A 25455-nucleotide genomic window follows, 5' to 3' on the forward strand; every position below is an offset into this window, starting at 1 on the left:
GCCTTCATCGCCATGGCTGGGATCTCCTCACCCCAGTGGCAATACCGTGACCTGCACTTCCGGGTCGTGACTGCCACCGCCCAGAATCACCCCACGCAGCGGTGAGACATCGGAGAAATCCCGCCCCCAAGCCAGGGTGATGTGCTCCAGCGCTGGACGCACGTTGTTGGTCGGATCGAAGTCCACCCAGCCCTGACGCGGGCAATACAGCGACACCCAGGCATGCGAAGCATCCGCTCCTATCAGTCGCGGCTGACCGGGTGGCGGCTGAGTCAGCAGGTAGCCGCTGACGTAACGCGCCGCCAGACCGCGTGAGCGCAGGCAGGCAAGCATCAGGTGGGCGAAGTCCTGGCAAACCCCACGCTTCTCCTCCAACACTTGCAACAGCGGTGTGGCCACCTGAGTGGCTTCGGCATCGAAGCTGAACTCGTCGAAGATCTTTTGCATCAGCGCCTGGCCGGCCTGCAACAACGGGCGCCCCGGCGTGAAGCAGTCATCGGCGTACTCGGCGAACACCTGCTTCAGGCGCACATAGGGTGACTCGAAGCGATAGCGCGCCGCCTCCAGCAGTGCCGGCGCCATGGGCTTGCCGCTGTAGCTGAGGGCGGCGCAGGCAGCTTCCCAGTTCGGTGAATCATCCAGTTCCAGCGCTGGCCGCGCCAGCACCTCGACGCGCAACCGCGCACTGACGCTCAGTGCCTCGTGCGGGCGCTCGAACACCAGCCGTGTCAGCGGATTGCCGAATACGTCCAGGCCGTCGCGGCGCTGGCAGGGCTGCGGATCGATGCGCAGTTCATGTTCGTGGCAGCGCTGCCAGGGGCATTCGCGCGGCCACAGGTGCGCCAGTTGCTGGGCCAGGGAAACCGGCGCCGAGTAACGGTAATAGGTGTCGTGAAGAACCTGATACAGCGCACTGCTCATGAGGATTGCGTCCGCTGGCTGACGTCGACATGGACGAAGAAGCGCAGCCCAAGGTGATCGGATACCGCACCGGCGGCTTCGCTGATGGCCACCAGCAGATCGGCCAGGCCTTCGAGCACCGCGCGAGTGCTGCCGGGGCCGAACAGCGGGTTTTCCAGGCTGGCCAGGCTGAAGGCGCTCAACTGTTGCTCCAGATAGACCAGGTAGCGTTCGGCCGGCAGTTCGAAGCGCTCGTGAAGGCCTTGCAACGAATGCAGCAGGGTGCGCATCTGGAAGATCACCGCATGCGGGTTCTGCTCGTCCAGCAGCAGCAGGTCGAGTACCGGGATCAGTTGCGCCGAGGCCAGGTAGCGGGTGCGGTAGGTGATGCTGCTGTTGCCCAGCTCCAGCAGCCACTCCAGCGCCGACTGATCGGTGGCCGAGCCGCTGCGCAGGAAGCCGGCGAAGCTGTCGCAGAGAAACTGCAGGCGCTCGATGTAGCGGCCGAGCATGAGGAAGCGCCAGCCGTCGTCGCGGGTCATGTCGTCGAGGGCGAAGCCCGACAGCGCCGCCAGTGACATCAGCAGGCGGTTGAGGAAATCCAGCAACTCGCCAAAATCGGCCGGCTGGCCTTCGAGCAGCTGCGCCTCGCGCTGCAGCTCGACCAGCGCCTGCCAGTTGGCCTGGGACAGCTTGCCGCGCACGCTGCCAGCGGCCCACTGCAGACGCTGCAGGTTGGCCCGCAGGCTGGCCGGCCAGTCACCGCCAAGTAGCGCCTGCAGCAGGCGCGCCTCCAGCTCGCCCTCCTCCGCCCCGGCCAGCAGACCCAGCTCCTCGGCCAATGCCAGCGCACTCTGTAGTGCCTGCGGGTCGTCGTCATCGTCGACGTAGCGCGCCAGCATGATACGCAGCAGCCGCGCGCTGCCCTCGCAGCGCTCGGCATAGCGACCGAACCAGAACAGGTTCTCCACCACCCGCGAGGGCAGGAAGGGGTCACTGCGCACCAGGTCGGCAGTGCCCAGGGTGCGCTGCGTCTGCCAGGGCTCACCGCCACTCTGACGGGTGCCGAGTACCCAGGTGTCCTTGCTCGCCCCGCCCCGCTGCATCGACACCACCTCGGCGTCGGCTTCGCCGGCCACACGGGTCAGGCCGCCGGGCATCACCCGGTAACCCTCGGCGCTGGCCACGGCGAACACGCGCATGCCAATGGCGCGCGGTTGCAGGCCGCTGCCGTCCCACACCGGTGCCTGTGACAGCTTGGCCCGCGCCTGCGCCACGTAGGCGTAGGGGCGCAGCTTGAGGCGTGCGGCCAGCTTGGTACGCTGCGTCTCGTCCAGGTCGCGGCCGAACACCGGGGTAAAGCTTTGCGAGGGAAAGGCCGGGCGCACCAGCAGCTCATCGAGTTTTTCCAGCGCCTCGTCCAGTACAGGCGGCTCGCCGCACCACCAACTGGCAATGGACGGCAACAGCAGTTCCTCGCCGAGCAGGTGCTCGCTGATCGCCGGCAGGAAACCGGGCAGACCGGGCGATTCCAGCACGCCGCTGCCCAGGGCATTGGCCACCAGCACGCGGCCACGGCGCACGGCCTCGAGCAGGCCGGGCACACCGAGAGCAGAGTCGGTGCGCAGCTCCAGTGGGTCGCAGTAGTCGTCGTCGAGGCGGCGCAGCACCGCATGCACGCGACGCAGACCGGCCAGGGTCTTGAGGTAGAGGGTGGCGTCGCGCACGGTCAGGTCGCTGCCTTCGACCAGTGGATAACCGAGCTGGCGCGCCAGGTACAGGTGCTCGAAGTAGCTCTCGTTGAAGCGTCCCGGCGTCAGCAGCACCACCAGCGGTGTCTCGCCGCCACTCGGCGCCTGACGCGCCAGAGTGTCCTGCAGGGTGCGGAAGAAGCCGGCCAGGTACTGCACGCGCAGGTCGCGGTAAAGCTCGGGGAAGGCACGCGAGACGATCTGCCGATTCTCCAGTGCATAACCGGCGCCGGAGGGTGCCTGGGTGCGGTCGGCGGTGACCCACCAGCGACCGTCCGGCGCGCGGGCCAGATCCACCGCATACAGGTGCAGCCAGGTGCCGCCAGGCGCCTGCATGCCCTGGCAGGGCCAGAGGAAGTTGTTGTGGCCGAACACCAGCTCGGTCGGCAGCAGGCCTTCGGCGATCAGTTTCTGCGGGCCATAGAGATCAGCCAGCACACGGTTGAGCAGGGTCGCGCGCTGCGCCACGCCAGCGGCGATCTGCTGCCACTCGTCAGCCGGGATCAGGTTGGGCAGCAGGTCGAGTTCCCACGGGCGATCCGCGCCGTCCGGGTCGGCGTAGACGTTGTAGGTGACGCCGTTCTCCTGGATCTGCCGAGCCAGCATGGCCTCGCGCTGCGCCAGGTGCTCCGGGCGGCTGCGTGCCAGTTGCTCGTATAGGCGGCGCCAGTGCGGGCGCACGCCACCCTTGGCATCGAGCAGTTCGTGATAGGCCCCGGCGGGGGACGGGTAATCGGCTAGCAGGTCGTGCATGGCAGGCTCGGCAGTGGCAAGGCGGTGCAAATCCTTGAAGCACCGTGGGAGGGGCTTTAGCCGCGACCGTCGCCGCTAAAGCGCCTCCCACACATTGCTGGATTGCGTCAGACGCGACGCATATCCAGGGTCATTGGCAGCTCATTATTGTCTATCGGCTGCATGACTGGGCGCTTGCCTGGGCTGTGGCCCAGGCGGAAGAAGCGCGCCAGACGCCGGCTTTCCGCCTCGTAGGCATTGACCGGCAGGCTGTCATAGTTGCGACCGCCCGGATGCGCGACATGGTACTGGCAACCACCCAGCGAGCGCTGCATCCAGGTGTCGATGAGGTCGAACACCAGCGGCGCATGCACGCCGATGGTCGGTTGCAGGCAACTGGCCGGCTGCCAAGCGCGGAAGCGCACACCACCGACGAATTCGCCGACCTTGCCGGACGGCCGCAGCGGCACCTGCACGCCGTTGCAGGTCAGCACGTAGCGATCCGGCGCCATGCCGCCCACCTTCACCTGCAGCCGCTCCAGGGACGAGTCGACGTAACGCACGGTGCCACCGACCGCGCCCTCCTCGCCCAGTACGTGCCAGGGTTCCAGCGCCTGACGCACTTCCAGATCGATGCCCTTGACCGTGAAGTCGCCGGCCTTGGGGAAGCGAAACTCGAAATGCGGGGCGAACCACTCATTGCGCAGGCGATAGCCGAAACTGCCCAGTTCCTGCAACACGTCGGCGAAATCCTGTTCGACGAAATGCGGCAGCAGGAAGCGGTCGTGCAACTCGGTACCCCAGCGCACCAGCTTCGCCGGCCGATAGGGCTCTTGCCAGAAGCGGGCGATCAGCGCACGCAACAGAAGTTGCTGGGCCAGGCTCATCTGCGCGTGCGGCGGCATCTCGAAGGCGCGCAACTCGAGCAGGCCAAGGCGGCCGCTGGCCGAATCCGGCGAGTACAGCTTGTCGATGCAGAACTCGGCGCGGTGGGTGTTGCCGGTGACGTCCACCAGCAGGTTGCGCAACAGCCGGTCGACCAGCCACGGTGGGCAGTCGCGGCCCGGCTCGGGCATCTGCGCAAAGGCGATCTCCAGCTCGTACAAGGCGTCGTTGCGCGCCTCATCCACGCGCGGCGCCTGCGAGGTCGGACCGATGAACAAACCGCTGAACAGGTAGGACAACGACGGGTGGTTGTGCCAGTAGCTGATCAGGCTACGCAGCAGATCGGGGCGGCGCAGGAACGGCGAATCCCCCGGCGTCGCCCCGCCGAGGACGAAGTGGTTGCCGCCGCCGGTGCCGGTGTGGCGCCCGTCGATCATGAATTTCTCGCTGGACAGGCGTGATTGGCGCGCGGCCTCGTAGAGAAATTCGCAGCGTTCGACCAGCTCTTCCCAGTTGCCGGCCGGGTGGATGTTCACCTCGATCACGCCCGGATCAGGGGTGACGCGGAAATACTGCAGGCGCGGGTCAAGCGGTGGCTCGTAGCCCTCCAGCAGCACCGGGCAATTGAGCTCGGCGGCCACCGCCTCAATGGCCGCGACCAGCTCCAGGTAATCCTCGAGATGGCTCAGCGGCGGCATGAACAGGTACAGGCGGCCCTCACGCGGCTCGGCGCATAGCGCGGTGCGCACGATGCCGGCAGCCGATTGCCCGCTGGCCGGGCGCACGCTCTGCGGGCCGCTGGCGGGGGCGCCGCGCCAGACGCCACGCAACTGGCGCTGGATCTGCGCCGGACGGGGCAACGGCGGCAACGCCTGGCTAGGGTCGACCGGGTTGATGTAAGGGTAGTCGGCCTGGCTGACCCAGGGCAGCGAATCCAGCGGCAGGCGGTAACCCAATGCCGAGTCGCCTGGCAGCAGGCGGCAGTGTTCGTCACGCAGGAACCAGCGCCCACTCTGCCAGCCCTCGCCGACCACCTGGCGCGCCAGCGGCAGCACATGGCCGACCACGGCGTCGAGGCCCTGCTCGAACACCTTGCGCAGGCGCTCACGCTCCAGTGGGTCGCTCAGGCGCGGATCGTCTGGGGTGACGTTGTCCGGCAGCTTGCGTTCGCGCCACAGGTAGTAGAACCAGTCCTCATAGGCCGGGAAGACGTTACCGACATCCACATCCAGGCGCGCCGCCAAGGCGGCGAGAAAGCGCGCGGCGGTTTCGGCGGTGGCGCCGTAGCCACGTTTCTCGTCGGCCAGCAGCTTGGGATCCTGCCACAGCGGCTCACCGTCGCGACGCCAGAAGCAGTTCAGCGACCAGCGCGGCAACTGCTCACCCGGGTACCACTTGCCCTGGCCGAAATGCACCAGCGCTTTGGGCGCATAGTGGTTGCGCAGGCGATAGAACAGATCGGCTGCCAGGCGACGCTTGTTCGGCCCCAGCGCAGCGGTGTTCCACTCATCGTCATCGGGATAGTCGAGGGCGACGAAGGTTGGCTCGCCGCCCATGGTCAGGCGCACGTCGTGCTTGTGCAGGTCATCGTCGATCTGCTGCCCCAGCGCCAGGATCGCCTGCCATTGCGACTCGCTGTAGGGCTTGGTGACTCGCGGCGCCTCCCACACGCGCTCGACGCTCATCAGATGCTCGAACTCCACCTCGCACTCGTCCAGCCCGCCGGTGATCGGCGCCGCCGAAGACGGCTCGGGGCTGCACGCCAGCGGGATGTGGCCTTCGCCGGCGAACAGCCCCGAAGTCGGATCGAGGCCGATCCAGCCGGCACCCGGCAGGTACACCTCGCACCAGGCGTGCAGGTCGGTGAAGTCCTGTTCGGTGCCGCTGGGGCCATCGAGGGATTTGACGTCGGCGGTGAGCTGGATCAGGTAGCCGGAGACGAAGCGTGCAGCCAGGCCCATGTGGCGCATCAGCTGCACCAGCAACCAGGCCGAATCGCGGCAGGAGCCGGACGCCTTGTCCAGGCTTTCCTCGGGCGTCTGCACACCGGGCTCCATGCGAATCAGGTAACGGATATCGGTCGACAGACGCTGATTCAGCGCCACCAGGAAATCGATGCTGGGCACCGGTTCGCGGGAGATGCTGGCCAGGTATTTGGCAAACAGCGGGGTGGCCGGCAGCTTGACCAGATAAGGCGCCAGCTCGCGCTGCTCGCCTTCGGTGTAGGTGAAGGGAATACGCTCGGCATAGGGCTCGAGAAAGAAATCGAAGGGGTTGAACACCGCCATCTCGGCGACCAGATCCACCTCGACCTTGAGCTCGCGGGTCTTCTCCGGGAAGACCAGGCGCGCCAGGTAGTTGCCCTGCGGATCCTGCTGCCAGTTGATGAAATGCTCGCCGGGCTCGACCTTCAGAGAGTAGGACAGGATACGTGTGCGGCTGTGGGGAGCAGGCCGCAGACGAACGACCTGTGGCCCAAGGTTGACCGCACGGTCGTAGCGGTAGTGGGTGACATGATGCAGCGCGACATGAATCGACACGGCGGCCTCCTGCTAGCCTGGACGATACCCAGTGCAGCGCAAGACTTATGCCAGGGCCCAGGCCACGCACCAGCTAGGCCGGCCAGACACCCTGCGCACCAGAAGCAGGCCACGCACGCACCAGAGTCGACATCATGCACCATATGGATGCGCCGTTACGGCCAATTTGCCGGGATCGACGTCTACCGTAGACTGCGCTGACTTCATGCAAGGACGTATGCCATGCCGCGCACAGCCCTCTATCCTCCCTATTTGGCTTGCTGGTCTTTGCATTCACCTCGTTCGTCTGGGCCGACGACCCATTACTCGAGTCACTGACCCCAGTCACCACGCAATCCGGCGAGCGCCAGGTGCGCGGGGTGCTGCCTGGCCGCATCATCGAGATGCCGTTCAGCGATGGTCAGGACTTCAACAAGAACGATGTTCTGGTGCGCTTCGACTGCAGCGTCACCGAGCAACGCACGCAGCAGGCTCTGGCGATCATGTTCAAGGATCAGGAACCGCTCAGCGGCCCACTGACCCTGCAAGACGCCATGGCCCGCGCGGTGAAGTACAACCTCGAGGCACGCCTGAAGGTCATGGAGGAAGCCATGGCCCAACGCCAGGTCGACTTGGCCACCTTCGACATGCTGCCACGCATGGCACTGTCCGCCGGCTATGCCGGGCGAAACAACGTCAGCGCCAAGCAACAGGGCGACCAGCGCCTGATCGTGCAGGAACGCCGACGCAAGGTGGTACATACCATCATCCAGGACGTGCGCTCCGCTTATTGGCGCGCGGTGGCCGCGGATCGTCTGCTGACCCAGATCGATAGCCTTATGGCGCGCGTCGCCCAGGCCCGCGACAACAGCCAAAGCCTGAGCGAGCAGCGTATCGGCGACCCGATCCAGGCCCTGAGCTATCAACGCGCGTTGATCGAGGCCACCCGCCAGCTGGAAGAACAACGCCGCGCCCTGTCGCTGGCCAAGACCGAACTGGCCACGCTGATCAACCTGCCACTGATAACCGGAACTCAAGGTGGAGCTGGACACGCTGGAGCAGGAGGCTCTGGCCAGCCGTCCCGAACTGCGCGAGCAGGACTACCAGGCGCGCATCAGTGCCGCAGAAACACGCAAAGCCATGCTCCGTCTGCTGCCGGGCCTGGAGTTTTCCGCCGGCGGCCACTACGACAGCAACTCGTTTCTGGTGAACCAGAGCTGGGCCGACTACGGCGTGAAAGTCACCTGGAACCTGTTCAACGTGCTCTCCGCGCCAGCCGCCATCGATGTCGCCAAAGCCGGCCAGGAAGTCGCCGATGCGCGGCGCCAGGCCATGTCGATGGCCATCCTCGCTCAATTGCACGTGGCCAACGCCAACTTCCGCGAAGCCCAGCGTCAGTTCCAGACCAGCCAGCAACTGGCCGGCTTGGACGGGCAGATCGTCGAGCAACTGCGTAATCGCTACCAGGCCCAGGGCATTGGCGAACTGGAACTGATCCAGGGCGAGCTGAACACGCTGCAGGCGGATCTGCGCTGCGACCTGGCCTACGCCGAGCTGCGTAACAGCTATGGCCAGCTATTTGCCAGCGTCGGCCTCGACCCGCTGCCGGAGAGCGTCGCGTCCGACAGCTTTGCGGACATCGCCGCCGCGCTCTCCACTCGCGAAGCGCAGTGGCAGGCAGGTCAGCTCTAGTCTGTCAGCACTCGCCATCGAGACTGGCGATCCAACGGTCGATCACCTCCAGCCCTTCGCGGTGGGAGGTGGAACGACCCAGCTCGGGCATCATGATGCTGGGATCGGTGCTGTGCAGGCGGAAGCTCAGCACCGATTTCTCCGGCACACCGGGGTGGATGTCCACCAACCGGTCGCCAGAACCCTTGCCCGCAGCGACCGGCTGCTTACATAGCCCATAGGCGATGCTCAACGGCGTAGCTGGATCGAGATACAAACCCGACGTCCGCCCCGGCCCCTCAGGGTTATGGCAATGCGCGCAATTGGCATCCAGATAACTGCGCGCCTGGTGCTCCAGACTCTCCCCTTCACGCGGCGCGCTCCACAGAGCATTTCGCGGAACGCTGGCCATGTCAGCCGGAACACCTTGCAGGAAACCAATGCTCTGCCAATGCTGCAACTGGTTGACAGTGCCATCGGCGTAGGCGAAATCCTTGTTCAGATGACGCGCCTTCGGCCCCAGCGGCTGCACACCCTTGCCTGCCTGCTCCTCATGACAACCCGCGCACTGGTTGGCGTCGGGAACCTGGTAGTCGACCGCCAGCACCTCACCCGCTTCATCATGAAGCGCCAGATCGAAACTGGCACCTGCCCAGTCCAGGGTGGCCTCGCGTTGCGCCTCGTCCCAGACATAGGGCAACGCGACCCAGCCCTGCTCCTGGCGCAGCAGAATGCGCGTCTCGATCAGTCGCACCCGCTTCAGCTCCACCGCCTCGGCAGCGTGCTGCTCGCTACGCAGCAGCCGGCCCTGGGCATCGAGCGGATAGTAGAAGGTCTTGCTCAGCACGGTGCCGACAGGGTAATCGAAACGCATGTCGGCATAGCGAGCCTGGCTCCCCTCCGGCATCCAGACGGTACGCAGTTTGTGCGCGTAATCGGTGAACAGTGGCGTGTTCAGGTCGTAGGGCAGTACACCATCGGCTGGCTGCAACTGGCCATTGCGCTGCTGCAGCACGCCCCAGGCACTAAGCTTCTGCGGATAGTCCTCACCGCTGGGCAGATACAGGGGCGTGCGTGCCTGCTCGCAGGCAGCGAGCAGTACCGCGGCAATCAATAGCCAAGCGTGCTTCATGCTCACTCACCCGTCTCGGCCAGGGCTGCACGCAGCTCGACGGCGGGAAGACGGGGCAGCGCGCAACGATGGGGCTCGATGTCGGTGCTGATGTTCTTGTAGCCGCCTGGCCCATCGACGTTGACGATACCCGCCTCGCCATTGTCGATGCAGATGGCCAGCTCCGCCGGTAGCTTGCCGTCGACCAGTTTTTCGGGGTTCACGTAGCCATCCCAGAGGATATCGGGCAGGCGCCCATTGAGCCCGAACTTGGCCAGCCTCAGGGCCTTGAGCTCGAGATTGTCAGGGCTGTCACCGCCAGGGCCGAAACGATTGCCATGAATATGAATGGCTTCCGGGTAGGGATCGAAATCCTCGGTCGTGGAAAGATCGGTATAACCGGTGCTGAAGTAACTGCTGACGATGACGTTGGCAGTGCGGTGATCGCCAATATCGTTGTCGAAGATTTCCACCTTGTCGTTGGAGTTGATCAGCACTCCAGAGCCCGCCGGCACACTGGCGACCGGCGTGCCCTTGTGACCGAAGTTCTTGTGGTTGTTGCCCTCGACCTTGTTGCGGTAGACCCGCGTGGTGTGTCCTGGCTGCGGCAGGTTGGGCATGTTGAATACCAGAATGCCGCCGGTGTTGCCGGTGGCGACGTTGTCGTAAACGTCGGCACCGATGGTGTTCTCGATTTCGATACCGGCGACATTACGCTCGGCACGGCTGTTGCGCACCACCACGTTGCGCGACTGGCCCACATAGATGCCAGCATCCGAAGCAGCGATGGCTACCACGCCGTCGATCAGCACGTTCTCGGTCTGCACCGGATAGATGCCATAGGCACCATTCTCGGTAGCCGGGCCATTCGTCCACTCGGTGCGTACACGGCGGATGATGATGTTCTGACCGCCCACGATCTTGAGCGCATCACCCTTGGTGTCCTCCAGCGCCAGATCCTCGATGGTGAAGTCGGAAGCGTTCACCAGCAGCCCTTCGGCACCGGACTTCTGCCCCTTGAAATTGAGGATGGTCTGATCCATGCCGGCGCCACGCAACGTCACACCACTGACCTTGAGGCTCAGGCTACGGTCGAGCTGCCAGGTGCCAGCGGGAATATCGATCACCTCACCCGGCTTGGCCTTGATCAACTGCGTCTGCAGTTGCTTTTGAAAGTCGAGGCTGGCCACGGGCGGCGCGTCGCTCTCCCCACACGCAGTCAGCAATAAGGACAGAGCAATAGCAGAGGGAGCGGCAAGGCGCATGGCAGGACTCCGATGTTGTTTTTATATATTGGAACTATAGTACCAAAATAAAAGCAAACCAAGCCCGCCATGCATCACCAGCCGAGCCATGAAACCAGGCGAGACGCTTGCAGCCCTTGCCGGGAAACAACAGACTACGCCCGCCATATCTTCCTTCCACAGCCCAAGGACAGGCCGCCATGCACACCCTCGAACGCATCTATCCGTTGAAGATGGATGAGCGTCTGGCCGCCGACCAGGCCACTCTCGACCTGCACATGCAACGCTACGAATTCGCCAGCGACTCGCTAGCAGGCTCGCGGGTGCTCGACATGGCATGCGGTTGCGGTTACGGCAGTGCGTTGTTGGCCGAACGAAATCCGGACAAGCAAATCACCGGTATCGACATCGACCCGGAAGCTATCGCCTACGCTCAGGCCCACTACCAGCGGCCGAATCTGCGCTATCAGTGCGCCAATGCCGAAACCTTCGCCGACAGCGAAGGCTTCGACAGCATCGTCAGTCTGGAAACCATCGAGCACCTGCCAGACCCGGTACGCCTGATAGAAAACCTCACGCGACTGCTGGCCGAGGGTGGCCGCATCATTGCCTCGGTGCCGACCACGCCAACGCTCGACGGCAACCCGCACCATCTTCACGACTTCAGCCCAACCAGCTTCGCCCGCCTGTTCCGCCGCCATGGCTTGCGCCCACATGAGCGCTTCGAGCAGATCCAACGCTGGGAGTTTTCGGGGCTGTTCAAGAAGTCAGAGAAGAAAGAAGCCCGCCAGCACCGCTCGGAAGGCGTCGGCAACGCCGTGCTGGCGTACTACCTCAGCCACCCGCTGTACCTGTTCAGGCGCTTGTGGTCGATCCTGCGCTACGGCCCCAGCAACCGCTACCTGACCTGCCGGTTCAGCGCTGACTGAAACTGTCGCACCTCACGATGACAACGGTGGGCTGAAGCTCACCCTACCGAGTGCAGGCCAGGGCTTCTGAAACGAAAACGCCAGCGTGGTGCTGGCGTTTTCGTGAGCGCTGCCGATGATTCAGCGCGGTACTGCTGGCTTCTTCGACGGTTTCTTGCCCTTGCCTTTACCGGCGCCTGCGCGCTCACGCGCCGCTTGCTGGTTACGCGCCTCAGCCGCCGCTTTGGCCTGCTCGCGCTTGTCCCAGGGCTTGCTGCCATCACTGCCACGCGGCGGCAGCCCCGTGTGCTGCGTGAGAATCTTGCCCGCATTACCCGCCTTCTTGCTGCCAACCGGCGTGGAGTTCTTGCGCCGTGCACTCTGGTAGCCATCATCAGCAGCCGGCTGATTGGCCGGAATCAACTGATGTTTGGCCGGGCCGATCAGATCACTGCGGCCCATGCGCTCCAGAGCCTCACGCAGCAGCGGCCACCCTTTCGGATCGTGATAGCGCAGGAAGGCTTTGTGCAGGCGACGTTGCTGATCGCTTTTGACGATCTCGACGCCGTCGCTCTTGTAGGTCACCTTGCGCAGCGGGTTCTTGCCCGAGTGATACATGGCGGTCGCCGTAGCCATCGGCGACGGGTAGAACGCTTGCACCTGATCGGCGCGGAAGCCATTGCGCTTGAGCCACAGGGCGAGGTTCATCATGTCCTCGTCGGTGGTGCCGGGGTGCGCGGCGATGAAGTACGGGATCAGGTACTGCTCCTTGCCCGCCTCCTTCGAGAACTTCTCGAACATCTGCTTGAAGCGGTCGTAGCTACCGATCCCCGGCTTCATCATCTTGTCCAGCGGGCCACGCTCGGTGTGCTCCGGGGCGATCTTCAGGTAGCCACCGACGTGGTGGGTGACCAGTTCCTTGACGTACTCCGGCGACTCGACAGCCAGGTCGTAGCGCAGGCCGGAGGCGATCAGGATCTTCTTCACGCCCGGCAGCGCGCGCGCCTTGCGGTACAGCTCGATCAAGGACGAGTGGTCGGTGTTGAGATTTTCACAGATGCCGGGGAATACGCACGACGGCTTGCGGCAGTGGCGCTCGATCTCCGGATCCTTGCAGGCGATGCGGTACATGTTGGCGGTCGGCCCACCGAGGTCGGAGACCACGCCGGTGAAGCCCGGCACCTTGTCGCGCATTTCCTCGATCTCGCGGATGATCGACTCGTGCGAACGGTTCTGGATGATGCGGCCCTCGTGCTCGGTGATCGAGCAGAAGGTACAACCACCGAAGCAGCCACGCATGATGTTCACCGAGAAGCGAATCATCTCGTAGGCCGGAATCTTCTCCTTGCCATACGCCGGGTGTGGCACACGCGCATAGGGCATGCCGAATACGTAGTCCATTTCCTCGGTGGTCATGGGAATGGGTGGCGGGTTGAACCACACGTCCACCTCGCCGTGCTTCTGCACCAGCGCACGGGCGTTGCCCGGGTTGGTTTCCAGGTGCAGCACGCGGTTGGCATGGGCATAGAGAACCGGGTCGTTGCGCACCTTCTCGAACGACGGCAGGCGGATCACCGTCTTGTCGCGGGTCATGCGCGGACTGTCGAGAATCTGCACCACCTTGGCTTCGTTGGGGTCTTCGATCTCGCCTTTGGCCTGCTCGATGGCACAGGCCTCGGTGTCCTGCGTATTGACGTAGGGGTTGATGATCTTGTCGACACGGCCCGGGCGGTCGATACGGGTGGAATCGACCTCGAACCAGCCTTCCGGGGTGTCACGGCGAATGAAGGCCGTGCCACGCACATCGCTGATCGCCTCGACACGTTCACCACGCGACAGGCGTTGGGCGATCTCCACCACCGCGCGCTCGGCATTGCCATAGAGCAGGATGTCGGCGGTAGCGTCCATCAGGATCGAGCGACGCACCTTGTCCTGCCAGTAGTCGTAGTGGGCGATGCGGCGCAACGAGGCTTCGATGCCGCCAAGGATCACCGGCACGTGGCTATAGGCTTCCTTGCAGCGCTGGCTGTAGACCAGGCTGGCACGATCCGGGCGCTTGCCGGCCAGACCACCAGGCGTATAGGCGTCGTCGGAGCGGATCTTCTTGTCCGCGGTGTAGCGGTTGATCATCGAGTCCATGTTGCCCGCTGCCACGCCGAAGAACAGATTCGGCTCGCCAAGCTTCATGAAGTCGTCCTTCGAGCGCCAATCCGGCTGGGCGATGATGCCCACGCGGAAGCCCTGAGCTTCGAGCAGGCGGCCGATGATGGCCATGCCGAACGAAGGATGATCGACGTAAGCATCACCGGTCACGATGATGATGTCGCAGCTGTCCCAGCCGAGCTGATCCATCTCTTCCCGGCTCATCGGCAGGAAGGGCGCAGGCCCGAAACACTCGGCCCAGTATTTGGGATAGTCGAACAGCGGCTTGGCGGCTTGCATATTTTTTGATCAGAGGACGGTCACGAGGGGCGCGGACTATAGCACAAATTTTGACCAAACCAGACTACTGCACTGGGGTTTAAAGCCCTCCTCCGCACGCGTCATGCATCCTGCCCAACCGCTCAAAAATGCACCTTTTCACATCCAGCGCAATCGGCTTCGAAACCGAATGAAACAGGAGAAAAAACCGCCATTTACTCGCAATAGCCATGAGCCATATTTGTTTTAGATCAATAACAAAGCTGTGCATATACTCAATCACTCGAACACTGCATTTCTGGATGCCTATGCTGCAGCGCCTCGTCTTATCGATCCTTCTTCTGTTGGGGCCATGCGCCATGAGCCTGGCTGCAACTCCATTCGCGCTGACGCCGAACAGCAGCGGCCTTGCACTGAATGGAAACATTGAGTTGCTGGAGGACACACGAGGCGAGATCAATGCAGCCAACCTGGATTCAGCCGAGATACAGGCGCGCTTTCAGCCAGCCAATGGTCGCGCCAGCGTCGGCCAGAGCCTGACGCCCTGGTGGATCAAGCTCACCTTGCAGCGCGAGGCCGATGCTCCCAAGCAATGGGCGCTGGAAGTGGGGTCGGTCACGCAACTGGATCTGCAGCTGTATCTGCCCGACGGCCAGGGCGGCTGGCAGGTACGCCAGTCCGGCGAGCGCGTTGCCTTCGCAGAAAGCCGCGATCATCCGTATCGGCGCATGTTGTTCAAGCTTCCCGCTCTGGACGAGCAACCACTGACCCTCTATCTGCGCGTCTTCGATCCGGCCGGCAACTCCTTTCCGATGCGCATTTGGCAGCTTGACGACCTCACCCAACTGGCCACCCACGAGAATCTCGGCCTCGGCACCATCTACGGCGTTATTCTCGCGCTGCTGCTGTACAACCTGTTCATCCTCATTTCCCTGCGCGACAAGGCCTACTTCTGGTACGTGCTCACCACCGCTTTCGCCCTGGTGTTCATCATCAGCATGACCGGTCATGGCGCCCAGTACCTGTGGCCCAACGGCGCTGTGCCGCCCTGGCTCGACCGCGTCACGCTGCCCTCGCTGTGGGGGCTGTTCGCCTGCCGCTTCACTCAGACCCTGCTACAGACTCGCGTCTACGTGCGCTGGGCGCACCATCTGCTGAGCATGGCTTGCGTCATCTACATCGTCGCCATCGCGCTGAACCTGTTCGGCCAGCGCTACCTGGCCGCCTGGGCCATCGCCCTGCTGTCACTGACCAGTATCCCCGCCGCGCTCGGCAGCGCACTGATCCGCTGGCGTCAGGGTTTCTTCCCTGCGCAGCTGTATCTTTACGGCTATGGCCTGGTGCTCGGCAGCGTCGGCATCCTGCTGCTACGCACCACAGGCGTATTGCAGCCGGCCGAATGGAACGCCTATGTGTTCCCGCTAGCGGTAGCTGCCGAGTCGATACTCTTCTCCTTCGCCCTGGCCTACCGCATCCAGATACTCAAGCAGGAACGCGCGGTCGCCCTGCAGCAGGCGGATCGCGAGAAGACTGCACGCCTGGCGCAACTGCAGGCGAGCGCGGACGAGCTGCAAGCTGCGGTCACCGCCCGCACTGCCGAGCTGGCCGCCACCAATGACCAGCTTCGCGAACGCGAGCGTGAACTCAAACATGCCGCCTTCCATGATCTGCTGACCGAACTGCCCAACCGCCGCTATCTCGTCGAACGCTGCGAGTCGGCTCTGGCCCATGCGCAGCGGCACAACGAAAGCGTGGCGTTGATGCTGATCGACCTGGATCACTTCAAACCGATCAATGACCGCTTTGGCCACGCGGCAGGCGATCTGATGCTGCAGGTGATCGCCAAACGCCTGCGTGAACACGTCCGCGCGGGTGATGCAGTGGCACGCCTGGGTGGCGATGAGTTCGCCGCACTGATCTGCGGCAGCGATGCCGAAGGCCAGGCTCGCGAGATTGCCGCACGCCTGCTGGCCGAGTTGTCGGAGCCTGTGCACTACGGCGCCGAACGCCTGCGGGTCACCATCAGCATCGGCGTCGCACTCTACCCATCGCACGCGAGCAATTTCACCGGCCTGTACAAGATCGCCGATCAGGCGCTTTACCGCGTCAAGGAACTGGGCCGCTCAGGGGCACGCGTGCACGGCGACGATGGTGAGCTGAGCGAACAGGCCTGCCTGCAACTCGACGTACTGAAAGTACCGAGCGGGCTGGTCTAGCCACGCAGGGCGGGTTGCACCGCACTGGCATAGATCCCGTTAGCCGATATAACGACGGGGCACACGAGCGGTGACCTTGGTCAGCAGCTCGTAGCCAATGGTGCCGCAGGCTGCTGCTACCTCGTCCACCAGCAGGTTCGTTCCCCATAGCTCCACCGACGAATCGATATCGGCCTCTGGCAAGTCGGTGATATCCACCGCCAGCATGTCCATCGATACCCGCCCAACCAGCGCTGCACGCTGGCCAGCCACCAGTACTGGTGTACCGCTCGGTGCGTGGCGCGGGTAACCGTCGGCGTAGCCACAACTGACCGTGGCGATTCGCGATGGGCGCTCGGCCACCCAGGTCGCGCCATAGCCAACACTGTCGCCCACCGCGACTTCACGCACGGCGATGACCCGTGCAGCCAGGGTCATCGCCGGTTTCAGACCGAGCTCAGAGACGCCAAGATCGGCAAAAGGCGTGGCGCCGTAAAGCATGATGCCGGGACGCAACCAATCCATATGCGCAGCGGGAATAGTGAGCACGGCAGCCGAATTGGCCAATGAGCGGTGATCGAAATCGAGATCCAGCACATCGAGAAAGCGTTCGACCTGCTGTTCGGTCAACGGGTGACCGCGCTCGTCGGCGCAAGCGAAGTGGCTGATCAGATTGAGCTCGGCCAGCTGTGCAGTGCCTTGCAGGTGTGCATGCCACTGACGCAAGCCGGCAGCATCGAAACCCAGACGATGCATCCCGGAGTCCAGCTTGAGCCAGACGTTGAGCGGTCGCGATAGCTCGCTGCCAAGCAATGCCGCAGCCTGCACCGCACTCTGCACCACCACGTCCAGACCGAGTTGGGCGGCGATGGCATATTCACCGGCCTCGAAGCAGCCTTCAAGCAGCAGGATGCGCGCCTCGCCATGCATCGCACGCACCTCTGCCGCCTCCTCCAGGCTGGCCACGGCGAAACCGTCAGCCACTTCATGCAGCGCCGTGACCACTTCACGCACACCATGGCCATAGGCGTTGGCCTTGACCACGGCGAACGCCTGGCGCCCTGGCGCGCAGCGCTTGGCGACAGCGTAATTGTGGGCGATGGCGGAAAGGTCAACGATGGCAGCAAGCGGACGCATGACAGAAGGCCTGAACGAAAAACGGGCGCCCATCTTAACCGCTGGACGCCCGTTTTCATTGATCTGTGCCACGCCCTCATGGCTGCGAAAACCATCGCGGGGTGGGCAGGATGCAAGGAGCACACAGCCAGCGAAGTGGCCCTGTGCTCGTGAGAGTGACTACAGGAGGTCTGGATCTATTCGTCGTCGAACTGATAACTGCCCGGCGCCAGGTTCTCGAAGCGCGAGTACTTGCCGAGGAAAGCCAGACGCGCCGTACCCAACGGACCGTTACGCTGCTTGCCAATGATGATTTCCGCCACACCCTTGTACTCGGTCTCCGGGTGGTACACCTCGTCGCGGTATACGAACAGGATGATATCGGCGTCCTGCTCGATCGCACCGGATTCACGCAAGTCGGAGTTGATCGGGCGCTTGTTGGGACGCTGCTCCAGACCCCGGTTGAGCTGCGACAGGGCGATGACCGGACAGTTGAATTCCTTGGCCAGGCCTTTGAGCGAGCGCGAAATCTCGGAGATTTCGTTGACCCGGCTGTCGCCACTGGAACCCGGAATCTGCATCAGCTGCAGGTAGTCGACCATGATCAGGCCGATCTCGCCATGCTCACGGGCCAACCGGCGGGTACGCGCACGCATCTCGCTCGGGGAAATACCGGCGGTATCGTCGATGAACAGCTTGCGGTCGTTGAGCAGGTTGACCGCGCTGGTCAGCCGCGGCCAATCGTCGTCATCCAGTTGGCCGGCACGCACCTTGGTCTGGTCGATACGCCCCAGCGAGGCGAGCATACGAATGACGATGGACTCCGAAGGCATCTCCAGGGAGTACACCAGAATCGCCTTGTCGCTGCGCATCAGCGCGTTTTCCACCAGGTTCATGGCGAAGGTGGTCTTACCCATCGACGGGCGACCGGCGACGATGATCATATCGGCCGGTTGCAGGCCGCTGGTCAGGTTGTCCAGGTCGTCGAAGCCGGTAGACAAACCGGTAATCGCATCGCCGTTGTTGAACAGTGTGTCGATACGGTCGATGGCCTTGACCAGAATGTCATTGATGCCCACCGGGCCACCGGTTTTCGGTCGATCTTCGGCGATCTGGAAGATCAAGCGCTCAGCTTCGTCGAGAATCTCCTCGCCGGTACGGCCTTCCGGGGCGTAGGCACTGTCGGCGATCTCATTGCTGATGCCGATCAGTTTTCGCAAGGTGGCTCGCTCGCGAATGATCTGCGCATAGGCCTTGATGTTGGCGACCGACGGCGTGTTCTTGGCCAACTCGGCGAGATAAGCCAGGCCGCCGACCTGCGACAACTGCCCTTCCTTGTCCAACTGCTCGGACAGGGTCACCACGTCGAAGGGTTCGTTACGCTCGGCCAGCTTGAAGATGGCGCGAAAGATCAACCGATGATCGTGACGGTAGAAATCGACATCGGATACCCCATCGAGTACGCGCTCCCAGGCATTGTTGTCGAGCATCAGGCCACCCAATACCGCCTGTTCCGCCTCGATGGAGTGCGGTGGCACTTTCAAGGCAGCGGTCTGCAGGTCGTATTGCTCGGGAATGGTGATGTCGTTCATAGGCTCGGGAAGAAAATACAGCGGTAGAAAAAACAAAGGGCACGGATCGCATAGCGATGCCGTGCCCGATTGTCAGCAGACCTGCAGCAGAGTGCAAGCCCGCTTGGCGGCTGCTTAATTAAGCGGCAACCACGATCACCTTGACGGTGGCTTCGACGTCGGTGTGCAGGTGCACAGCTACGTCGTATTCGCCAACCTGGCGAATGGTGCCGTTCGGCAGACGCACTTCAGCTTTGGCCACTTCAACGCCGGAGGCGGTCAGGGCATCAGCGATGTCGTGGGTACCGATGGAACCGAACAGCTTGCCTTCATCGCCAGCGGTGGCGGTGATGGTGACTTCCAGTTCAGCCAGTTGAGCAGCGCGAGATTCAGCGGAAGCTTTCTTCTCGGCAGCGGCTTTTTCCAGCTCGGCGCGACGTGCTTCGAAAGCAGCGACGTTGGCTTCGGTGGCAGCGGTAGCTTTGCCTTGCGGCAGCAGGAAGTTACGGCCGTAACCAGCCTTAACGTTCACTTTGTCGCCCAGGTTGCCCAGATTGGCGATTTTTTCCAGCAGGATGACTTCCATTTGGGTCTTACCTCTTAACTTTTAACCTTCACCGTTCGTGGGGCCACTCTTGCGAGCGAGGCGACCACGAAAATCAAACAGACTATCGACCAGAGCCAGGACAACCAGCAGCGGATAGATCAGGTGCATTACCACCAGCAGCGTCACGTACAGCCCGACCAGCCAGAAGCGGCCGAGCCCACCCTTTTCCACCAGGCCGTGCACCAGGGCGACCCCAGCGACCAGCAGCGGCACACTGCACAGCGGCGTCAGCATGCCCATCTCCGGCCCAAGATTGGGACCGATCAGCATGCCCGCCAGCAGCACAAGCGCCTGCGGCAGAGATAGTCTCAGCGCACGGAATTCGCGACCGAAACCACCCGGGTTGTACAACGCTGCCTGCCAGTAACGCCCAAGCATCAGGCTCAGCAGGCTGACGATCTGCAGCAAGGACGCCATCAGTCCGATCAGCACTGGTGTGATCAGGCCCTCAAGGCGCGCGCGTTCGTCCACCGACATCTGTTGGTGAACCCCGTCGAGCATGGTCGGCAGGAGCTTTTTCAGCTCACCGGCCATGGCCTCGATGGGTTCGCGGAAAACCGCCCCAAGAATAAGCCCATACACCAGGCCCAGCACCACACTGCACAACAGTATGCGGTTCCACGACCAGCCAGCGCGCAAAAACAACGCCAGCCCCAGCGCGCCACCAAGCACCAGCAAGGTGCGGGGTTCGCCGAAATACCACCAGACAAGCGCCGGCAGCATGGCCCACGCCAGAATGCCAATGGCATCGTTGGCTCCGCGCCGCAGCAGCACCAGGCTACCGGCGGCGGCACTCAACCAGAACAACAGCGGCATCGCTGCCGACCCGACCACCACGAGGGTGGCCTGCATACGGCCGCGCATGATGTATTCAGCAAGGGCGCGCATGCGATCTATTCCTTAACTCTTGTCGACCGTCCGGTCTCAGCGGCCGTGGCTGTCGGTGTAGGGCAGCAGGGCCAGGAAGCGGGCGCGCTTGATAGCGGTGGCCAGCTGACGCTGATAACGAGCCTTGGTACCGGTGATACGGCTAGGAACGATTTTGCCGGTTTCCGAGATGTAGGCCTTCAGAGTGTTGAGATCTTTGAAATCGATCTCTTTCACGTCTTCAGCGGTGAAGCGGCAGAATTTACGACGACGGAAGAAACGTGCCATGTGATTGGCTCCTCAATAGATCCGTGGATTACTCGTCAGCGTTGTCGCTGTCGTTGCTGTCGCTGTCATCGCCGTCGTTGGACTCGGCGTTTTCAGGACGTTCACGACGCTCGCGGCGCTCACTGCGGTTTTCTTCGGCCTTCAGCATCTCGGACTGGCCAGTGACGGCCTCGTCGCGACGGATGACCAGGTTACGGATCACGGCGTCGTTGTAGCGGAAGTTGTCTTCCAGCTCGGCCAGGGCCTTGCCGGTGCACTCTACGTTGAGCATCACGTAGTGGGCTTTGTGGACGTTGTTGATGGCGTAAGCCAGCTGACGACGACCCCAGTCTTCCAGGCGGTGGATTTTGCCACCGTCTTCTTCGATCAGCTTGGTGTAACGCTCGACCATGCCGCCGACTTGCTCGCTCTGATCCGGGTGAACCAGAAAGATGATTTCGTAATGACGCATAAATGCTCCTTACGGGTTGTAGCCTGCCAACAAAGGTGGTCAGGCAAGGAGTGGGTTTTCTCGTGATGAGCTTGCCAGGCGGTGGGCGCGAAAAGGCCTACCGTCGCGGCAAGGGGCGCCATTCTAGAGAAGCCCCTCCCCGCACGCAAGGCGAATTGGCGATTATTTGAACAACCAGTCGTGAGCGCATCCATGCGCAGCAGGCCCAGAGCGAAAGACGGATCGGGACGCCGAACGCTCATAGGGCAGAGCGTAAAGCTAGGACGTAGGGCGGACTCAGGAGCGCAGCGAACAGTCCGCCAAGGCATAGCGAGTCCAGCATACGCACCATCAGGACACCAGGCGTACTGCTTCGCGACGACTGCATAGATGCAGGAGGTAGAGCGACGCAGGATGCCAAAGCCGAGTACGCCCTACCGCAGTGCTTTGTTCAGCTCACGCAATACGCTCTACGCCTTGCGCTTGGCCTGACGCTGACGTACTGCCTCGAACAGGCAGACACCGGTGGCGACCGAGACGTTGAGACTGCTGACACTGCCAGCCATTGGCAGCTTGACCAGGTAATCACAATGTTCGCGAGTCAGGCGTCGCATGCCCTTGCCCTCGGCGCCCATGATCAGCACCGTTGGCCCGGTCATGTCCTGTTGATAGACCTCTTGCTCAGCCTCGCCGGCCGTGCCGACCACCCACAGGCCGCGCTGCTGCAACTTCTCCAGACTGCGCGCCAGATTGGTCACCGCCACCAACGGAATCACCTCGGCAGCGCCGCAGGCCACCTTGCGCACCGTGGCGTTGAGGGTTGCCGATTTGTCCTTGGGTACGATCACCGCCAACGCGCCGGCAGCATCCGCCGTACGCAGGCAGGCCCCCAGGTTGTGTGGATCGGTCACGCCATCGAGAACCAGCAGCAAAGGCGGGCCCTCGCAGCGGTCGAGCAACTCTTCGAGCATCGCCTCGCCCCAGACCTGGCTGGGGCTGACATCGGCAACCACGCCCTGATGCACGCCCTCGACCCAGGCATCCATCTCACGGCGCTCGCACTGCCCCACCTTTACGCGAGACTGCGCAGCCAGCTCCAGCAAAGGCTGCACCCGAGGATCGCTGCGACCATCGGCCAGCCAGACCTGCTTCACCCGCTTGGGATGATGACGCAGCAAGGCTTCTACGGCATGTACACCGTAGATCTTTTCCAGATCACTCATGACTTGGCCTTACGCTTGCGCGGCTTGCTGGCAGGCGGCGGCGCACTGTCGCCACGTCCGGAGCCCTTGCGCGAGCCACCGGCCGGCTTGCTCGCTGCCTTGCCGGCAACGCCTTTGCCAGTCGCGCCCTTGCCAGCCTTGGCACCAGCCAGCAGCGCCTTCTTCACATCTCGGCTCTTCTGCACGTCGGTATTGCCCATGCTCGGCGTCTTGCCAGCGCGACCGGCACGGCCAACGGCCTCACGCTCAGCGGCCTGGGACAGTTCGAAGTCGATCTTGCGCTCGTCGAGATCGACACGCATGACCTTGACCTCGACGCTGTCGCCCAGACGGAAGCTGCGCCCACTGCGCTCGCCGGACAGACGATGGTGAACAGGGTCGAAGTGGTAGTAATCCGCCGGCAGCGCGGTGACATGCACCAGACCTTCGACATAGATATCGCGCAGTTCGACGAAGATGCCGAAGCCGGTCACGGCGGTGATCACCCCGGCGAAGGTCTCGCCGACACGATCCTGCATGAACTCGCACTTGAGCCAGTTGACCACATCGCGCGTGGCTTCGTCGGCACGGCGCTCGGTCATCGAGCACTGCTCGCCGAGTTTCTCCAGCGCAGCTTCGTCGTAGGGATAAATACGTGCGCGCGGCATGATCGTCGCACCGGCACGGCGCACATGCGGGGTATCGGCCTTGGAGCGGATCACGCTGCGAATCGCACGGTGCACCAGCAGATCCGGATAACGACGAATCGGCGAGGTAAAGTGGGTGTACGCCTCGTAGTTCAGGCCGAAGTGGCCGTTGTTATCGGAGCTGTAAACCGCCTGACTGAGCGAGCGCAGCATCACGGTCTGGATCAGGTGGTAGTCCGGACGCTCACGAATGCTCTCCAGCAGTTTCTGGTAGTCCTTGGGCGACGGGCCATCCTTGGACTTGCCACGCTGCAGCGACAGACCGAGTTCGCCGAGGAAGGCCTTGAGCTTCTCCAGGCGCTCCAATGGCGGACCATCATGCACACGGTAAAGCGACGGAACCTCGTGCTTCTGCATGAACTGCGCAGTGGCCACGTTGGCGGCCAGCATGCATTCCTCGATCAGCTTGTGCGCGTCGTTACGCTGGGTCGGGCGGATCTCGTCGATCTTACGATCCTCTCCGAAGATGATGCGCGTCTCCTGCGTTTCGAAATCGATGGCGCCACGCTCATGCCGAGCGGCCAGCAACACCTGGTACAGCGCATAGAGCTGCTTGAGGTGCGGCAGGATTTCCTTGTACTCGCTGCGCAAGGCCTTGCCTTCGCTGCCCTTCGGATCTTCCAGCATGTAGCTGACCTTGTTGTAGGTCAGGCGCGCATGAGAGTGGATCACTGCCTCGTAGAACTGGTAGTCGACCAGTTGCCCACTCTTGGACATGCTCATTTCGCAGACCATGGCCAGGCGATCGACATGCGGGTTGAGCGAGCACAGGCCATTGGACAGCTCTTCCGGTAGCATCGGCACCACCCGCTCGGGGAAATACACCGAGTTGCCGCGTTCGGTGGCTTCGGCGTCCAGCGCCGAGCCGACCTTGACGTAGTGCGACACATCGGCAATCGCCACGTAGAGCTTCCAGCCACCGGAGAACAGCTTCCAGCGACTGCTGTTCTTCTCGCAGTAGACCGCGTCATCGAAGTCGCGCGCGTCTTCACCGTCGATGGTGACGAACGGCAGATGGCGCAGATCGATGCGCTTCTCCTTGTCCTTCTCTTCCACCTCGGGCTTGAGCTTGCGAGCTTCCTTGATCACCGCTTCGGGCCAGACGTGCGGAATATCGTAGCTGCGCAGGGCAACGTCGATTTCCATGCCCGGTGCCATGTAGTTACCGATCACCTCGACGATGTCACCCTGCGGCTGAAAGCGCGAAGTGGGCCAGTGGGTGATCTTGATTTCGACGAACTGGCCAACGCGGGCGTTCTTGGTACGCCCCGGGGTGACCAGTACTTCCTGCTGGATCTTCGGGTTGTCGGCGACCACGAAACCGATGCCGTTCTCTTCGTAGTAACGGCCAACGATGCTCTCATGAGCGCGCTCGATCACCTCGACGATGCCGCCTTCGCGGCGACCACGGCGATCGAAACCGGCAACCCGCACCAACGCGCGATCACGGTCGAAAACCAGACGCATCTGCGCCGGACTGAGGAACAGGTCGTCACTGCCGTCGTCGGGCACGAGGAAGCCGAAGCCATCGCGGTGACCGCTGATGCGACCGCAGATCAGATCAAGCTTGTCCACCGGCGCGTATGTACCACGGCGGGTATAGATGAGCTGGCCGTCGCGCTCCATGGCGCGCAGACGGCGGCGCAAGGCCTCCAGCTGATCTTCTGTATGCAGGCCGAACTCTTCGACCAGTTGTTCACGACTGGCCGGCGCGCCGCGCTCGGCCAGGTGCGAAAGAATCAGCTCACGGCTGGGGATGGGATTCTCGTATTTTTCCGCCTCGCGGGCGGCCTCGGGATCGAGGGATTGCCAATCGGCCATGTAGGAAGGATTACCTATGCTTATGTATAAAGGTGTATGCCATTTGCCTATTGAAGCGCGAAAACGACTTTCGCGGCAGCTTTTCCGGCGACAATAATTTTTTCAGGGTCAGGGGTTTACAAGGTAAATGCCCGCCCGTATAGTTCGCGCCCACAGCGTCGAGCAGACGTTGTAACACGAAGCAGATGAGGAATCATCGGTTTCAGTGCCCAGGTGGCGGAATTGGTAGACGCGCTGGTTTCAGGTATCAGTGACTTAACGGTCGTGGAAGTTCGAGTCTTCTCCTGGGCACCAAATTTCGTGAAGCAGCTTGATAACCTGCTTTGCAAATAACGGATGCAACGCTCCGTGTCGGTAACGACGAACATTGCTGCAGTGCCCAGGTGGCGGAATTGGTAGACGCGCTGGTTTCAGGTATCAGTGACTTAACGGTCGTGGAAGTTCGAGTCTTCTCCTGGGCACCAAATTTCAAAAAACCGAGCTAAGGCTCGGTTTTTTATTGCCCGCAA

The 25455-nt window shown here is 62.8% G+C and carries 16 protein-coding genes, 2 tRNA genes and 1 pseudogene; 5 read left to right on the forward strand and 14 right to left on the reverse strand.

Annotation, left to right across the window (positions count from 1 at the left end):
• Window positions 1-27 precede the first annotated feature (27 nt).
• The 3 genes from C7A17_RS06595 to C7A17_RS06605 all read right to left on the reverse strand — a co-directional run bounded on the left by C7A17_RS06595 (window position 28) and on the right by C7A17_RS06605 (window position 6808).
• On the reverse strand, window positions 28-921 hold the full coding sequence (locus C7A17_RS06595) for a transglutaminase family protein (RefSeq protein WP_106737271.1): 894 nt from the start codon (window positions 919-921) through the stop codon (window positions 28-30).
• Window positions 918-3404, reverse strand: a complete 2487-nt coding sequence (locus tag C7A17_RS06600) for a circularly permuted type 2 ATP-grasp protein (protein WP_106737272.1) — start codon at window positions 3402-3404, stop codon at window positions 918-920. Before C7A17_RS06600 ends, C7A17_RS06595 begins: the two co-directional genes overlap by 4 nt.
• Before the next feature lie 107 nt (window positions 3405-3511).
• Window positions 3512-6808: a transglutaminase family protein gene (locus tag C7A17_RS06605; RefSeq protein ID WP_106737273.1), complete on the reverse strand. Its 3297-nt coding sequence runs from the start codon at window positions 6806-6808 to the stop codon at window positions 3512-3514.
• A 443-nt stretch (window positions 6809-7251) separates the two neighbouring features.
• On the opposite strand from C7A17_RS06605, the pseudogene C7A17_RS06610 reads away from it, so the two are divergent.
• A pseudogene (locus tag C7A17_RS06610) lies at window positions 7252-8479 on the forward strand (TolC family protein); the annotation flags it as partial.
• A 4-nt stretch (window positions 8480-8483) separates the two neighbouring features.
• Here the strand turns inward: C7A17_RS06610 and C7A17_RS06615 are convergent.
• Window positions 8484-9590 carry an SO2930 family diheme c-type cytochrome gene (locus tag C7A17_RS06615; RefSeq protein ID WP_106737274.1) on the reverse strand — a complete coding sequence of 369 codons (1107 nt, stop codon included), beginning with the start codon at window positions 9588-9590 and terminating at the stop codon, window positions 8484-8486.
• Window positions 9591-9592: 2 nt separating this feature from the next.
• Entirely contained in the window at window positions 9593-10834 is a 1242-nt protein-coding gene (locus C7A17_RS06620) for a parallel beta-helix domain-containing protein (protein ID WP_106737275.1), read from the reverse strand.
• Window positions 10835-11013: 179 nt separating this feature from the next.
• Between C7A17_RS06620 and C7A17_RS06625 the strand changes: the two genes are divergently transcribed.
• Window positions 11014-11742, forward strand: coding sequence for a class I SAM-dependent methyltransferase (locus tag C7A17_RS06625; protein ID WP_106737276.1), 729 nt, complete (start codon window positions 11014-11016; stop codon window positions 11740-11742).
• Between the two features lie 120 nt (window positions 11743-11862).
• Here the strand turns inward: C7A17_RS06625 and C7A17_RS06630 are convergent, their stop codons facing one another.
• Window positions 11863-14163: a YgiQ family radical SAM protein gene (locus C7A17_RS06630; RefSeq protein ID WP_106737277.1), complete on the reverse strand. Its 2301-nt coding sequence runs from the start codon at window positions 14161-14163 to the stop codon at window positions 11863-11865.
• 287 nt (window positions 14164-14450) lie between these two features.
• On the opposite strand from C7A17_RS06630, the gene C7A17_RS06635 reads away from it, so the two are divergent.
• Entirely contained in the window at window positions 14451-16358 is a 1908-nt protein-coding gene (locus C7A17_RS06635; protein WP_106737278.1) for a diguanylate cyclase, read from the forward strand.
• 39 nt (window positions 16359-16397) lie between these two features.
• Here C7A17_RS06635 and alr read toward each other — a convergent pair whose 3' ends face one another.
• The 8 genes from alr to rnr all read right to left on the reverse strand — a co-directional run bounded on the left by alr (window position 16398) and on the right by rnr (window position 24946).
• Window positions 16398-17474: an alanine racemase gene (gene alr, locus C7A17_RS06640; protein WP_106737279.1), complete on the reverse strand. Its 1077-nt coding sequence runs from the start codon at window positions 17472-17474 to the stop codon at window positions 16398-16400.
• A 176-nt stretch (window positions 17475-17650) separates the two neighbouring features.
• Entirely contained in the window at window positions 17651-19045 is a 1395-nt protein-coding gene (gene dnaB / locus C7A17_RS06645) for a replicative DNA helicase (protein ID WP_106737280.1), read from the reverse strand.
• A 118-nt stretch (window positions 19046-19163) separates the two neighbouring features.
• Window positions 19164-19610 (reverse strand): 50S ribosomal protein L9, encoded by a 447-nt coding sequence (gene rplI / locus C7A17_RS06650; protein WP_106737281.1) that lies wholly within the window; start codon window positions 19608-19610, stop codon window positions 19164-19166.
• A 21-nt stretch (window positions 19611-19631) separates the two neighbouring features.
• Complete coding sequence (locus tag C7A17_RS06655) at window positions 19632-20519, reverse strand: YybS family protein (RefSeq protein WP_106737282.1); 888 nt, start codon at window positions 20517-20519, stop codon at window positions 19632-19634.
• Between the two features lie 36 nt (window positions 20520-20555).
• The gene (gene rpsR, locus C7A17_RS06660; RefSeq protein WP_003246847.1) at window positions 20556-20786 is read right to left on the reverse strand and encodes a 30S ribosomal protein S18; all 231 of its coding nucleotides are present in this window, start codon (window positions 20784-20786) and stop codon (window positions 20556-20558) included.
• Window positions 20787-20814: 28 nt separating this feature from the next.
• Complete coding sequence (gene rpsF / locus C7A17_RS06665) at window positions 20815-21237, reverse strand: 30S ribosomal protein S6 (protein WP_003246846.1); 423 nt, start codon at window positions 21235-21237, stop codon at window positions 20815-20817.
• Window positions 21238-21686: 449 nt separating this feature from the next.
• Window positions 21687-22439 (reverse strand): 23S rRNA (guanosine(2251)-2'-O)-methyltransferase RlmB, encoded by a 753-nt coding sequence (gene rlmB, locus C7A17_RS06670; protein ID WP_106737283.1) that lies wholly within the window; start codon window positions 22437-22439, stop codon window positions 21687-21689.
• Window positions 22436-24946, reverse strand: a complete 2511-nt coding sequence (gene rnr, locus C7A17_RS06675; RefSeq protein WP_106737284.1) for a ribonuclease R — start codon at window positions 24944-24946, stop codon at window positions 22436-22438. The genes rlmB and rnr overlap by 4 nt, the downstream gene beginning before the upstream one ends.
• A gap of 207 nt (window positions 24947-25153) precedes the next feature.
• Here rnr and C7A17_RS06680 point away from each other — a divergent pair.
• Both C7A17_RS06680 and C7A17_RS06685 read left to right on the forward strand, forming a co-directional pair.
• Window positions 25154-25240, forward strand: a tRNA-Leu gene (locus tag C7A17_RS06680).
• An 83-nt stretch (window positions 25241-25323) separates the two neighbouring features.
• A tRNA-Leu gene (locus C7A17_RS06685) sits at window positions 25324-25410 on the forward strand.
• Window positions 25411-25455 lie beyond the last annotated feature (45 nt).

It is taken from the genome of Pseudomonas mendocina (assembly GCF_003008615.1).
Lineage (GTDB): Bacteria > Pseudomonadota > Gammaproteobacteria > Pseudomonadales > Pseudomonadaceae > Aquipseudomonas > Aquipseudomonas mendocina_C.